The organism is Bacillus sp. AFS029533 (genome assembly GCF_002585125.1).
Taxonomy (GTDB): Bacteria; Bacillota; Bacilli; order Bacillales; family Bacillaceae_G; genus Gottfriedia; species Gottfriedia luciferensis_B.
In genome coordinates, this window is record NZ_NUQC01000021.1 from 50,478 (window position 1) to 64,325 (window position 13,848).

The 13,848-nt window shown below is 33.1% G+C and carries 18 protein-coding genes; all 18 read right to left on the reverse strand.

Translation table 11 applies throughout. The features are described 5' to 3' along the window. Positions 1-13 precede the first annotated feature (13 nt). A complete protein-coding gene (locus COE53_RS11230) occupies positions 14-901 on the reverse strand; it encodes a polyprenyl synthetase family protein (RefSeq protein ID WP_098948059.1) in 888 nt (295 codons plus the stop codon). 1 nt (position 902) lies between these two features. Continuing rightward, positions 903-1,130, reverse strand: coding sequence for an exodeoxyribonuclease VII small subunit (locus tag COE53_RS11235; protein WP_439097786.1), 228 nt, complete (start codon positions 1,128-1,130; stop codon positions 903-905). A gap of 5 nt (positions 1,131-1,135) precedes the next feature. Then, positions 1,136-2,482 carry an exodeoxyribonuclease VII large subunit gene (gene xseA, locus COE53_RS11240; protein WP_069034072.1) on the reverse strand — a complete coding sequence of 449 codons (1,347 nt, stop codon included), beginning with the start codon at positions 2,480-2,482 and terminating at the stop codon, positions 1,136-1,138. Positions 2,483-2,518: 36 nt separating this feature from the next. Next, on the reverse strand, positions 2,519-3,394 hold the full coding sequence (folD, locus tag COE53_RS11245; RefSeq protein WP_069034073.1) for a bifunctional methylenetetrahydrofolate dehydrogenase/methenyltetrahydrofolate cyclohydrolase FolD: 876 nt from the start codon (positions 3,392-3,394) through the stop codon (positions 2,519-2,521). A gap of 37 nt (positions 3,395-3,431) precedes the next feature. Further along, positions 3,432-3,812, reverse strand: a complete 381-nt coding sequence (gene nusB, locus COE53_RS11250; protein ID WP_069034313.1) for a transcription antitermination factor NusB — start codon at positions 3,810-3,812, stop codon at positions 3,432-3,434. A 385-nt stretch (positions 3,813-4,197) separates the two neighbouring features. Continuing rightward, positions 4,198-4,761 (reverse strand): GNAT family N-acetyltransferase, encoded by a 564-nt coding sequence (locus COE53_RS11255; RefSeq protein WP_069034074.1) that lies wholly within the window; start codon positions 4,759-4,761, stop codon positions 4,198-4,200. Positions 4,762-4,944: 183 nt separating this feature from the next. Next, complete coding sequence (locus COE53_RS11260) at positions 4,945-5,343, reverse strand: Asp23/Gls24 family envelope stress response protein (protein WP_056475162.1); 399 nt, start codon at positions 5,341-5,343, stop codon at positions 4,945-4,947. Positions 5,344-5,358: 15 nt separating this feature from the next. Further along, the gene (accC, locus tag COE53_RS11265) at positions 5,359-6,708 is read right to left on the reverse strand and encodes an acetyl-CoA carboxylase biotin carboxylase subunit (protein ID WP_069034075.1); all 1,350 of its coding nucleotides are present in this window, start codon (positions 6,706-6,708) and stop codon (positions 5,359-5,361) included. A gap of 42 nt (positions 6,709-6,750) precedes the next feature. Continuing rightward, complete coding sequence (accB, locus tag COE53_RS11270) at positions 6,751-7,236, reverse strand: acetyl-CoA carboxylase biotin carboxyl carrier protein (protein ID WP_069034076.1); 486 nt, start codon at positions 7,234-7,236, stop codon at positions 6,751-6,753. Between the two features lie 461 nt (positions 7,237-7,697). Then, positions 7,698-8,285 (reverse strand): SpoIIIAH-like family protein, encoded by a 588-nt coding sequence (locus COE53_RS11275; RefSeq protein ID WP_069034077.1) that lies wholly within the window; start codon positions 8,283-8,285, stop codon positions 7,698-7,700. 21 nt (positions 8,286-8,306) lie between these two features. Beyond that, entirely contained in the window at positions 8,307-8,999 is a 693-nt protein-coding gene (spoIIIAG, locus tag COE53_RS11280; RefSeq protein ID WP_091024398.1) for a stage III sporulation protein AG, read from the reverse strand. A gap of 6 nt (positions 9,000-9,005) precedes the next feature. Next, positions 9,006-9,623 (reverse strand): stage III sporulation protein AF, encoded by a 618-nt coding sequence (gene spoIIIAF, locus COE53_RS11285; RefSeq protein ID WP_069034079.1) that lies wholly within the window; start codon positions 9,621-9,623, stop codon positions 9,006-9,008. A gap of 8 nt (positions 9,624-9,631) precedes the next feature. Beyond that, complete coding sequence (spoIIIAE, locus tag COE53_RS11290; RefSeq protein ID WP_069034080.1) at positions 9,632-10,801, reverse strand: stage III sporulation protein AE; 1,170 nt, start codon at positions 10,799-10,801, stop codon at positions 9,632-9,634. Between the two features lie 21 nt (positions 10,802-10,822). Next, on the reverse strand, positions 10,823-11,212 hold the full coding sequence (spoIIIAD, locus tag COE53_RS11295) for a stage III sporulation protein AD (RefSeq protein ID WP_069034314.1): 390 nt from the start codon (positions 11,210-11,212) through the stop codon (positions 10,823-10,825). A gap of 26 nt (positions 11,213-11,238) precedes the next feature. Further along, positions 11,239-11,442, reverse strand: a complete 204-nt coding sequence (gene spoIIIAC / locus COE53_RS11300; RefSeq protein ID WP_088072847.1) for a stage III sporulation protein AC — start codon at positions 11,440-11,442, stop codon at positions 11,239-11,241. Between the two features lie 12 nt (positions 11,443-11,454). After that, positions 11,455-11,967, reverse strand: a complete 513-nt coding sequence (gene spoIIIAB, locus COE53_RS11305) for a stage III sporulation protein SpoIIIAB (RefSeq protein ID WP_069034081.1) — start codon at positions 11,965-11,967, stop codon at positions 11,455-11,457. Next, positions 11,968-12,888 carry a stage III sporulation protein AA gene (gene spoIIIAA / locus COE53_RS11310; RefSeq protein WP_069034082.1) on the reverse strand — a complete coding sequence of 307 codons (921 nt, stop codon included), beginning with the start codon at positions 12,886-12,888 and terminating at the stop codon, positions 11,968-11,970. It abuts the gene before it with no gap. A 16-nt stretch (positions 12,889-12,904) separates the two neighbouring features. Next, positions 12,905-13,186 carry a YqhV family protein gene (locus tag COE53_RS11315; protein WP_025672203.1) on the reverse strand — a complete coding sequence of 94 codons (282 nt, stop codon included), beginning with the start codon at positions 13,184-13,186 and terminating at the stop codon, positions 12,905-12,907. Between the last annotated feature and the right edge of the window lie 662 nt (positions 13,187-13,848).

A 13,848-nucleotide genomic window follows, 5' to 3' on the forward strand; every position in this document is an offset into this window, starting at 1 on the left:
ACATAATCAAAGTTTAAAAACTGCGATTTTCAACAAAATCACAAATTGAGATTAAGTAGTCATCTTTAATCCCACATGCTCGAACATGTTGTTTGGCTTCAGTAATAAATGTATGAAGCCTTTCTTTAGCTCCCTCAACTGAATACAACTTAACATAAGTAGTTTTATCATTTTCTATATCACTACCAACTGGCTTACCAAGTACTTCTTCATCACCAATTACGTCTAAAATATCATCTTGTATTTGAAATGCGATACCGAGTTTATAAGCAAATTGGGTTAGGTGAGATAATTGTTCAGCTGTTGATTTTGAAATGATTGCACCTGCAATAACTGGATACATTAACATTTTACCCGTTTTTCTTTCATGGATATATTGCAATTCTTCTCCACTAAGCTCTTTACTTTCACCTTCCATATCTGCTACCTGACCGGCAACCATACCTTCAGGACCTGCAGCAATCGCTAATTCACTAATTAATTGAAGTTTCACTTGATCAGACACATGAAAATCATTCATTTCCGTAATTAATTTAAATGCGTATGTCAGTAAACCATCACCTGCTAATACCGCAAGATCTTCGCCAAATACTTTATGATTTGTCGGTTTTCCTCTTCGAAAATCATCATCATCCATACATGGTAAATCATCATGAATTAATGAATAAGTATGAATCATTTCTAAAGCACATGCAGGTTTAATCCCTATTAATGGGTCATTACCAAATGCATCTAGCGTTGCGAAAAGTAAAAGAGGTCTAATTCTTTTCCCTCCACCTTGCAATGAATAGGACATAGATTCTTTTAATTTTTCTGGTGCTTTTAATCTTTCAACCGATTTAATCATTTCATCATTTACTATTCTACTGGAATACTCCATAAAATCTTTGAAAGTGTTCATATTATTCCTCCTCAACAGTAAAAGGAGTTTGTTCACCCTGTTCATTTAATATAGAAGTCATTTGCTTTTCAACTTTAGTAAGCTTCTCTTGACAAATTTGAGAGAGTTTTATTCCTTCTTGAAAGTATTCGATCGCTTTTTCAAGTGGTACGTCACCTTGCTCTAATTTTTGTACGATCATTTCAATTTCTTTTATTGCTTCTTCAAAAGTGCGCTCATTTTGTGACAATTGATTCACTCTCCTTTTACTTCAAGTACTTCACAATTTAATTTCCCATCGGTCATTTGTAATTGGAACCGGTCTCCGCTTTTTGCTTGTTTAACCGATTTCATTAATTCGTTATCATTTTTATATGCTAATGAATAACCTCTGGCCATAACTTTTAATGGACTAAGTGCATCTAGTGTATGAACTACTCTTTCCATTTCAAATTTCTTCTGGGTAATTAGGCGATTAAATTCTTTTTGTAAAGACATATGTAATTGCTGGTGCCTTTGCTTTTCAAGCTGAACTCTATTACTTGGATGATGAATAAGTAGCGACGAATTTAGTTCTTTATGCTTGTTTATTTTAGACTTAACAATTTCATTTATTGATGTATGTAAACGTTCATTAATCCGGTCAAATTGCTCTTGTTTTGGATGGAATAGTGAATTTGGATATCTAAAAACATAAGCATCTTGAACAGCCTTTAATTGCGCTTGTTTTCGTTCAATAATCGTATCCATTGCTTTATTAAGTCTTGATTTTCGAACTGTAAATTGCTCTAGTATCTCTCTTTGGCTTAACGAAACTAATTCTGCTGCAGCTGTTGGTGTAGGTGCCCTTAGATCAGCGACATAATCAGCAATTGTCGTATCTGTTTCGTGACCCACTGCGGAAATGATTGGGATTTTTGATTGAAAGATCGCTCTCGCTACTATTTCTTCGTTAAAGGCCCAGAGTTCCTCAATTGATCCTCCGCCTCGTCCGACTATTAACACATCTATTTCTTCCATTTTACCCGCTGTTTCAATTGATTTTACAATCGACGCTTTCGCCCCTTCACCTTGTACAAGCGTTGGAATTACAACTATTTTCCCAATCGGGTATCTTCGTTGAATCGTTGTAATGATATCGCGAACTGCTGCACCAGTTGGTGAAGTAACAACCCCGATTACACTAGGAAAAGAAGGAATCTTTTTCTTAAATTTCTGATCAAAGAGTCCTTCTTCTAATAGTTTTTTCTTCAATTGTTCATAAGCTACAAAGAGACCGCCGACCCCATCAGGTTGCATGTCTCTTATGTAGATTTGATAGCTACCAGATCCTGGGTATACATTTATTTCACCTTGTACAATAACCTGCATACCATCGGTTGGTTGAAATGCGATATTTGCATTATAGGATTGAAACATGACCGCTGCAATTCTAGCACCATCATCTTTTAACGTAAAATAATAATGTCCGCTAGATGAATGACGTTTAAAATTTGAGATTTCTCCACGGAGAAGTATATTTTGCAAATTACGATCCGCTTGAAATTTTGCTTTTAAATATTTCGTTAATGCGGTAACAGTAACTGGTAGCTTTTCCGTCATGCATAGCCCTTCTTTCATTCTTACAAAGCAATAAGATTAAAGTTTAGTACTCAAATTTAATTTACTATCAATTTGAGAAGCTGCTTTTAACGTATTATGAAGTAGCATTGTAATTGTCATTGGTCCAACTCCACCTGGTACAGGAGTAATATAACCAGCAACATTTTTTACATCTTCAAAATTTACGTCTCCGCATAATTTGCCATTTTCGTCTCTATTCATGCCGACGTCAATTACAATTGCTCCCTCTTTAACATAATCAGCTGTAATTAATTTTGCTACGCCAATAGCAACAATTAAAATATCAGCCTGCTTTGTAATATATTTTAGATTAGTTGTACGTGAATGTGTATAAGTAACCGTTGCATTTTCGTTTAAGAATAGTTGTCCAACTGGTTTCCCTACAATATTACTGCGTCCAATAACAACGACATGTTTTCCACTAATCGGAATATTTGTATTTTCTATTAATTTTAATATACCAAAAGGAGTACAAGGTAGTAATGAATCTTGATTCGTCATCATTCTTCCAATATTAATTGGATGAAATCCATCAACATCTTTTAATGGAGAAATTGTTTCAATTACTTTCTTTTCTGAGATATGAGCAGGTAATGGCAACTGAACTAAAATACCATGAATTGACTGATCATCGTTTAATTTGTTTACAACGGATAATAACTCATCTTCAGTAACTGTTTCAGGTAATTCAATTACTTCAGAATACATTCCTAATTCATTACATGCTCTATGCTTCGAATTCACATATGTTCTTGAAGCAGAATTATTTCCAACTAAAACAACTGCTAAACCTGGTGTAATACCTTGATTTTTTAATTCTGAAACACCATTCTTTAATTCCTCACGAATTGATACTGAAACTTCTTTACCATTAATTAATGTTGCTACCATTTTAGTTTCCCCCTATGCATATAAACAATCTATCTATTTAGAATTTTGATAATACCGCATTGATAAATTTACTAGAATCATCATCACCGTAAACTTTAGCAATTTCAATCGCTTCATTGATTGCTACACTTTTTGGAACATCCTCTAAGTAATTAATTTCTACTAGAGCGATTCTAAGTATATTGCGATCAACGTTACCTAAACGATCAATCGTCCAGCTTTCGATATTTGAAGCTAATTGTTCGTCAATCACTTCTTTATGACTAACAAAATTTGTTACAATTGCCTCTAAAAATGCATCCTGTTTTTCTTCAGCTTCTTCTAATACATGCTCTAATGCATCTGAAGCATTCGCTTCACTTAAATCCATTTGGAATAATGTTTGTAATGCAAGTTCCCTTGCTTTTCTACGTTTCATCAAAATAATAAACTCCTTTAAGCTAAATTCATCATTCGTTGCATAGGTAATAACGAATTCTAATTTTGTATAGTAACACGTTATTTTACCATTTTTTTTAATAAGTTCCAACGACTGTCTGTATTAACTCTAATTTTTATTATTATTAACGTTTCTAAGCAAACTCAATACTTTAAACTGTTTTCTACATTTTAACTTAAAATCCAATAAAATAACAGAATAATGTTTGTGTTTTTTAAAAAAAAATTCCTTTTTATTACTTTAAAATAAAATTTATATATCAAAACACGAACATTAAAAAAGATAGATTAAGAAAATGAGGGATTAAAGGGAATGCAAAGATTTTTAAGAAATAAAAAAACTTTCCAACTAATACCAGATTTTATTAACTTTCCTGGCCTTCCTGACCCCTAAGCCATTCATGTTCTAGTATGCTGTATAAATAAGTGTCTCTCCAGCCGTCTCTTAATAATAGATCTTCACGCATTTTACCTTCTAAATTTAATCCGCATTTTTCAAGAACTTTTGCTGATGCAATATTTCTAACATCACATGTCGCAAATATTCGATGAAGTTTAAAATTTTTAAATCCAAATGAAATTACTTCTTTAGTAGCTTCACTAGCAAATCCCTTGCCCCAATAGTTTGGATGAATTATATACCCTATTTCACCAATTTGATTAATTTCATCCCTAATATTAAACTCGATTGATCCTATTAATTTATCGGATTTCTTTTCTATTATTGCAAATGCAAATCTAGTCCTATTTATTTGTTTCATATCTCTTAGTATGATTTGAATGAATTCCTTTGTTTCACTCTCTGTATTCGGTCCCCATGGCTGAAATTGACATACAACTGATTGGGATGCATATTTATGTATTTGCTGCCAATCACTTTCAACAAATTCACGTAAGTTCATTCGATTTGTGTTCAAATTTAAAATCATATTGTCACCTATTTCTATTTCATTTATATATAAATTTTAACATATTTCAAAATATTTAATTAGTTACAATAGAACCGGAAAAAGTATACACCGAAATGAAAGAACTACATAAAACGATCCCTACTTCTTATCTAACAAAACAAAAAAAAGAGCCTCTATTAAATAGAGACTCTTTTTATCCTATTAAAGTTCAATTGGAGCTTCTTGCTCAGGTTTCGTATCGAATTGAACTCCTACTACGTGAACATTTACTTCAGATAATTCAAGACCTGTCATCGTTAATAATGCTTGACGAATATTGTCTTGTACATTACCTGCTACAGTTGGGATTGACTTACCAAATTTAACTAGAATGTATACATCGATTGTAATTCGATCTTCTGATAAATCAACTCGGACACCTTTACCGTGATATTTCTTACCGATAATTTCAGAAATACCAGATGCTAGGTTTCCACGCATGCTTGAAACACCTTCAACTTCAGCAGCTGCAATACCAGCAATTACTTCGATTACTTCAGGTGCGATTTCTACTCGACCTAATGTCGCAGTACCCATTTCTAAAATCTGATTTTCGTTCATACAGATCCCTCCACTTTATCCTTTAACAAGCGCATGCTCCTCAAGGAATTTAGTATTATACTTCCCTTTTACGAAGATTTCATTTTGCAATAAATTTAAATGGAATGGAATTGTTGTGTAAATTCCTTCTACCACAAATTCTTCAAGTGCTCTTATCATTATAGCAATTGCTTCTTCTCTTGTCTTGCCATGCACGATAACTTTCGCAATCATTGAATCATAATATGGCGGAATTGTGTATCCGCTATATACAGCAGAATCAACACGAACATTCGGACCACCTGGTGGTAAATACGTAATGATTTTACCAGGGGACGGCATAAAGTTCTTATCTGGATTTTCAGCATTAATACGACACTCAATTGACCAACCTTTTAAAGATACTTCTGATTGAGTTAATTTTAATGGATGACCTTTAGCAATTAATAATTGTTGCTTAATAAGATCAATACCAGAAATATATTCAGTTACAGGATGCTCAACTTGAATACGTGTGTTCATCTCCATAAAGAAGAAGTTTTTAGTATGTGGTTCATAAATAAACTCAACAGTACCAGCACCCCAGTAATTTACTGCTTCAGCCGCACGAACAGCTGCTTGACCCATTTTTTGACGAGTTTCTTCGTCTAAAACAGGAGATGGCGCTTCTTCTACTAATTTTTGAAGACGACGTTGAATTGTGCAATCACGTTCTCCAAGATGAATTGTATTACCATGTTCATCTGCTAAAACTTGAATTTCAACATGTCTAAAATCTGTAATATATCTTTCAAGATATACACCCGGATTACCGAAAGCTGTTTGAGCTTCTTGTTGAGTAATTTGTATACCTTTTTCAAGTTCGATTTCATCTTTTGCTACACGGATCCCTTTACCTCCGCCACCAGCTGTAGCTTTGATAATAACTGGATAGCCGATTTCTGCAGCAATCTTTTTACCATCTTCAATACTTTGAATAATACCTTGTGAACCAGGTACTACTGGTACCCCTGCTTCTTTCATTGTTTCACGAGCAACGTCTTTTGTTCCCATTTTAGAAATAGAATCAGCCGTTGGTCCAATGAATTTCACATTGCACTCTGTACATAATTCTGCAAAACTAGCATTTTCTGATAAGAAACCATAACCAGGATGGATTCCATCACAGCCAGTTAATTTTGCAATACTAATGATATTAGTCATATTTAAATAACTATCTTTTGATAATTTAGGACCGACACAATAAGCTTCATCAGCCATTTGAACATGTAATGCTTCTTTATCTCCTTCAGAGTAAATAGCAACTGTTTCAATATTTAATTCTTTACATGCTCGAATAATTCGAATGGCGATTTCTCCACGATTCGCTATTAAAACCTTTTTCATTTCTTCACCTTCTCTAGTAAAGTACTGTTAACTTTGTAGGTATTAGGCCTTAACCAAGAATAATGGTTGACCGTATTCTACTAATTGACCATTTTTAGCAAGTACTTCAACGATTTCGCCTTCAATTTCAGCTTCGATTTCATTAAATAGCTTCATTGCTTCAACGATACAAACGATTGAATCGTTTTTAATACGATCACCTATTGCTACGTATTCTTTTGCATCAGGTGATGGAGATGCGTAGAAAGTACCTACCATCGGTGATGTAATCTTATGTAAGTTACTTGTATCTTCTTTTTCCACTACAGGTGCAGCAACTTCTGCAGCAACTGGTCTATCTAAAGTTGCAACTGGAGCAGATGTAACAACAGGAGCTACCTCTTGGTGTACAACTGGAGTAGTTGTAACGACAGTTGTTTGTCCACCTTTTTTAATTTTAACGATAGCACCATTATCCTCAAATTCGAATTCATTTATTGTTGATTGATCGATTAACTTAATTAGTTCTCTAATTTCATGAATTTTCATTCTGTTCACCCCTTAAGACATATAGTCTAATCTTATAACCTAATACTAAACTTTTCAACAAATTATTGTAATTCCTAATTATTTTTAGCTATTTTACAACGAATATTTATATATTATTCCTTACCAAAAATAATTCAATATAAACTATTATAACAGGGAAAACCAAAGACGTAAAAGTGTAGAGGAATTAGGAATAATCCTAAAATTCATATTAATTATTTATATGCTTATTAAAAAAATGAAGAGCCAGTAGTTAATCCCACTGGCAACAGAAGATCTAAACAATGGAAAGCTTTTTATTTTGACTTTTCCATACATAAGGTACTTAGTCGATTTCCATTCCAAGTTGAAAATCACCTCTACCATGCTTCATATATTGTAGAAAATTGGTCAAACTGACAATTGCCTTTTATACAAAATGATAGCCAGTAGAATGACTTCTACTGGCTTTGTCCAAAAAATTATTTAACTTGGAATTTTACAACTACTAATTTTTCACCTAAGACGCTTCTAGTCATTTGAATGATGTCATTTGCTGCTTTTCTGCTTGGTTTTGCAGATGTTACATCGACTTTTACTTCATCATTATCAGAACGAACTAGTGCATCTTTATAGCCAGCTTCTTTAATCATAGTTTCTACATCTGATTCTAATGCAGTTAATTTTTGAAGTTCATTCATATTAGTGAATGCATCACTCTTCTCTTTTGCTGAAGCAGTTGCTGAGTCAACAGTAGCTTTATATTCATCAATTAATTGACTTCTTTGATCTTCTTGTTCCATACGCTGTTTTAAGAATACTTCACTAGTAGAATTTTCTTGAGAAGCAGTTTCTTTACCATTTTGTTTAGAAGTATTTGTTTTAGAATCTGTATTAGAATCTGTCTTCTTAGTATCTTTAGGAGTTGAGTCTAATGAATCTGTATTTGTATTGTTATTCATGTTCATAAAACTTGTTGTTTTTAAATTATCAGGTGTTGTAACATAATAAACTGATAATACAACTACTAAACTTAACATTGTTAATAACCAAATTGTTTGTTTTTTCATTTAACTTTTACCTTCTTCCTCTTATTTTTTTGGTTGTACAGAGACACGATAGCTTGGTACATCAAGTAATCGTGTAACAGCTTCTCGAATCATTTGCTTTACTTCAAGGTTTTCTGCGCCTTTAGCAATAACGAGTACACCTCTAATTCTTGGCATTTCAGTTTCGGCTATAACAGGTTCTTGTTTATCACCGTTATCAATAATGACGACTTGCTCTTCTTGTGATTGATCATCAATATTTCGTTTCCCACCTTGTTTATCTGTTTCCTCAGTTTCTTGAGAACGATTCGTTTTATTTGTTTGATAAACGTTCTTTCCACTACCTTCAAGATTTACTACTACTTTTACATTACTTACACCAGCCATATTATTTAATGTCTCTGTTAGCTGCTGCTCGTATTTTGTTTCATATTCTTCCATTTTGTTTGATGATGATTTTCCACCATCACTTCCAAGAGTCTCAACAGATTTTTCATTATTTTTTGGTGTTCCACTCGTTTGTGTGGAAATAGGTGAAAGCATTGAATTCGTTTTTTGATTTGTATTAGCAAATAGACTGCTTGCAATCATCCAACAAATCCCGAGTCCCAGTAGAGCTAGTACATATTTTCTCGTCAGTTTAAATGGACTTTTTTCTTTGTCAGAAGAGGTTTTGTCATCGCCATTTCCTTTTAGAAAGTCTGCTAATTTTATTGGTGGAATCTTTTTCTTCATTTGTCATTACTCCCCTCCTTCCATCTTGACTTCGATTTGCTTGTCCTCAAGCTCCCATTTATTTGCTAAAAAAGTTTGTAACTCTTGTTGTTTAATTTTTTCATCGTCTGTCTGAACTGGCTGATCGGTATTAATTGATACTTCTTGAACAGGTTCTACATTGCTTGTCTCATCTTTTTTAGGGCCAACGTAAACGATTACTTTGGAAAGGTCCTGGGCTGTTTTGACTGTATTAACTCCATCTTTTACTTGTAAATCCACATTTGTAATGACCTGTTCAAACTCTTTTGTAAAGCTTTTTTCAACGTCCTTTTTCATTTGGACAGCCATTTGTTTTAATATATATGCACGTTCTGCTTCTTGTATTTCATTTTTCTTATTATTTATTTCATTTTTTATTTCGCCATTTGCTTCATACGTTTTTGACTGGTATCCAGCTAGCACTTCTTTTATATTTACTCTGAATAATTGAAAAATTGGTTGGAGCATCATGACAATTAATAATAGACTGGCGACAAATCGGACATATTTTGCTAAGCCGGTATTTGGAATTAACATCATAATGACGGTTGCAACTAATATATAAACGATAATATTTGAAACCCAGTGTATAAAGAATTCCATTTTTTCACCTACCTAAACATGACGACAATGTTTCCTGCCGCTATTATTAAAGTCATACTTAAGAAAAACATTAATGAAACAATTGATAAACAAACAAATAAATAAGTTACACTTTTTCCGATCGTATCAATTGTGCTAATGATATTTTTACTTCCAACTGGTTGTAAAATCGCCGCTGAGAATTTATAAATTAAAGCTAAAACTAATATTTTAATAGCTGGGAATACAACGATTGCTAGTAAAGTAACTAAACCTACTATCCCAACAGTATTTTTTAATAATAAAGACGCACTAATAACTGTATCTGTAACGTCTGCAAAAACTTTACCAACAACCGGAACAAAATTACTTGTTACAAATTTTGCTGTTTTTACTGCTACCCCATCCGAAACTGCAGTCGTCAAACCTTGTACACTTAATACACCTAAAAAAATAGTTAAAAAGATTCCTAGGACACCTACAGCAACATTTCTTATTAAAGAAGCTAGTTTCGTCACCTTTAACTCATCATTTATAATGCTTACAATACTTAAAATTGTAGATACAAGAATTAAAGGTAGTACAAAATACGTCACTAGTAATCCACTTGTATGCATTAAAAAAATTAAAATTGGATGGAAAACGCCAACAGAAATAACACCACCTGATGTTGCAATCAAAGCTAGTAAAATAGGAATTAGTGCTCGTAAAAAATCAATCATAACTGTAATTGCATCTTGGGTGGCCTGCGTTGCAACATAGAAACTATTTAATGCAAACACTACAAGTACTAGAAAAACCACATTATCAGCAATCTTACTGACCGTACTCTTCTCAAATGCATTTTGTAATGATTGGAGTAAAGAGCTAAAAATAACTAACATAATTAAGATCCCTAATATTTTCCCATTACTTAATAACTCAAAAAATATATATTTAGCAAATGCAATAAACCACTCTTGTAATGAAAATTTCTTTTCTCCCTTTATAAATTGGATAAAGTCTCCTTTTTGACTTTCTGGTAAAAAACCACCATATTGATGAACAACTTCATCCCAATATTGTTGAACGTCATCAATTCCTAACTTTTGTATTTGTTCATTTACTATTTCAGCAGGTGGAGGAGCAGCTTGTACAATTCTTGGTACTAAAAAAAAGAGAGTAAAGAAAAGAAGAAAAACTTTCATCCTTTTTGACATAATGTCCTCCTCCCCTTACACTTAAGAAATTTTTGGTAAAAAACTTAAAATTGTTTCAATTAAGGCTGTTAAAATCGGTACTGCAAGAACCAAAATGAGTACTTTGCCCCCTAATTCAATCTTGGAAGCAATTGCCCCTTGGCCTGCATCTTTCGTAATTTGAACTCCAAATTCAGCTATGTATGCGATCCCAATTATTTTTAATAAAGTTTCAACATACACATTTTTAATACTAGCTTGATTTGCTAGTTTTTGAATTTGATCTAATAAGAACTGCACCTTATCTAATAAAAATAAAAACAAAACACAGCTTATAAAAACAGTTATTGCTAAAGTAAAATTATTCATTTTAAATTGATTTAATAGAAGAATGACAAATGTAGCAGCTAAACCAATACCAACAATTTGGATGATTTCCAAAGACTCTCACCCCTAATCTAATGAAATAGAAATACATCCCTAACTTTATTAAATAGATCTCCAGCTTTAGTGATAACTTGAAGAAATACGATAATGAATGCAGTAATAATCGTCCAAGTAGCAAACTCTTCCTGTCCGGCTTTTTTTAAGACCGCATGAATAATTGCAGCAATTACTCCAATCCCAGCAATTTGAAACATCAGCGCATAATTTGTAATCAATTTAAATTCCTCCTACAAGAGTAATATAACGATTAAGATTCCACTCAAAACACCTAGCATTTTAGACATTCGTTCATAACTACCCTGTGAATCGATTGCTTCTTGCTCTTCCCTTTCCAAATGCTTTAATGCTAAAATGATTTGTTTTTGTTGTGAATATTTATCATGCATACCAATTGTCTCACCAAATTGTAATAACACTTGTATGTCAGACTCTTTAATCGAGACAGTTTTTGCATATTTCATTAATGAATTTTCCCAGGCTTCTTTCGCTGAAAATGCACTCGTTTCAAGTTGAATTGCAAAATCCTTTAAACAACTATTAATTGGTCCTTTCAATTGACTCGAAATTCTTCTAAACGCTTCTTGCAGTGGCAATTGACTGTACATTACCTCTGCCTCAAGAGATTGAAGCGCCAATTTCCAGCCCCTTAATTCTTTTGTTCGTTCTGATAATCTACCTGCAAAATAAAATCCAAGCCAGCTTGTTGAAAAAATGATAATAAGTGCTCCAATCCATCTCATCTAAAGCACCGCCCTTGGATGAAATAAACTTGTAAAATCCTTATTTTTAATATCCGTTACAGTACCTGGTGAAGGAAAATTTGAAATTTCAATAAATCGTTCAAATGTCCCATTTTGGAACAAAGGCAAAAGAGAAGGACGTTTTCTAATTTCCTCAAGAGAATAGCCATGGACGGTCACTATTAATTGAACACCGGCAAAAATCGCTTCTAAAATTGCATCGACATCTTCCTTTTTTCCAATTTCGTCTACAAGAATGACATGAGGACTCATCGACCTTACAAGCATCATCATTCCTTCAGCCTTAGGACATGCATCTAATACATCGATTCTTTCACCAAATGTATATTGAGGAACCCCTTTAACTGAACCCGCTATCTCAGATCGTTCGTCAACAATGCCAACCTTCCCAGGTCTTATTCCTCTTATGGCATCGCCTTGACTCACCACTCTAGCAAAATCCCTCAGTAATGTGGTTTTCCCTGCTTGAGGTGGGCCAATCAGCATAGTGTTTTTCCATCTTCCTTCATAAACATACTTTACAAATGGACTAGCTATTCCTACTTTTTCTTTTGCAATACGAAAATTATATGAACTAATATCTCGAATCATTTTAACCATTCCGTTTTCGGTAACAACGCGACCAGCTAACCCGACTCGATGCCCACCTTTAATTGTGATATAGCCTTTTTTCAATTCTTCCTCAATTGTATAAATTGAAAATTGACTTAACTTCCCAAGAATCTGAGCGCCTTCTTCTTCTGTTAGGATATAAGGAATAAAATTTGACTGATTATTAGAAATCACTTCAACCGGACGCCCAATTCTTAACCTTAACTCCTCAACTTGATGTAAGTCTCCATATGAACGCTGTAACTTTTCTTTAATTAATGAAGGCAATACGTTGAAAACCTCTTTCATAAAAGGTCACATCCTATCATTTAAAAACTGCCAACAATATTAAAAACACACCACAAACAACTAAAACTAATCGAATAGGGTCTAATTTAGATGCAACACCTATAATTCCAATAGCCATTGTTGAAATGAGGATAATCGGTCCGACAGTTGCCAAAACACTATTTACTGCTAATGCTTTCTTAATGTCGTTTAAATACAAAATTGTAAAAGCAGCAATCAATTCAACACTTCCACCAAAAACTCTGAGCATTCCCATACTTAGAACTGCTCGATCCATTGAATCAATCCAATCCTTCATAGCTACACACCTTTTTTCATTCGTTTTTATTACTAATATGCTGAACATGTCCATTTCAGAAGACAAACATTAATTCGAAGGCACAAAAAAAGAGAGAAGTCATATAACTTCTCTCTCTCGTTGTTGAAAAACAACCTCTTCAATTAAATTATCATATTTTCGCAAAAGGAGTAGAGTGATGCTGATTTCCACTACAGGATGCTCGCTTTCCATGGGNNAATCCCATAGGAGTCGAGCAGCCCTCCGTTCCAATCAACTTATTCATCGAAAAAAGTCTGCAATAAATTCTAATCAAAAAGCCTTTACTTAGAGTAACCTACTATTGTTTAGGTCAATAAATATCGAACATTAATTAGAACTTATTCTTGAATTTGTTATTCTAAAAATTAGTCCATAGTAATTTTAACTTCTGAAATTCACTACTAGTGATTTTTGAAATTATGAAATAGCTCAAAATATTAACATTTAAAACCATTAATAAATGATCCAAAAAATGATAATTTCATTATAAATAAGTTGAATTTAATGTCCGTTTTCCATATTGACCATTTTATTTTTTAACATTCTGAGAGAGAAGTCGTATAACTTCTCTCTCTCACGCTGTTGAAAGACAAACTTGTCAATTAAATTAAAAATTTCTTTCTTCGTTGTTTAAATAAAAG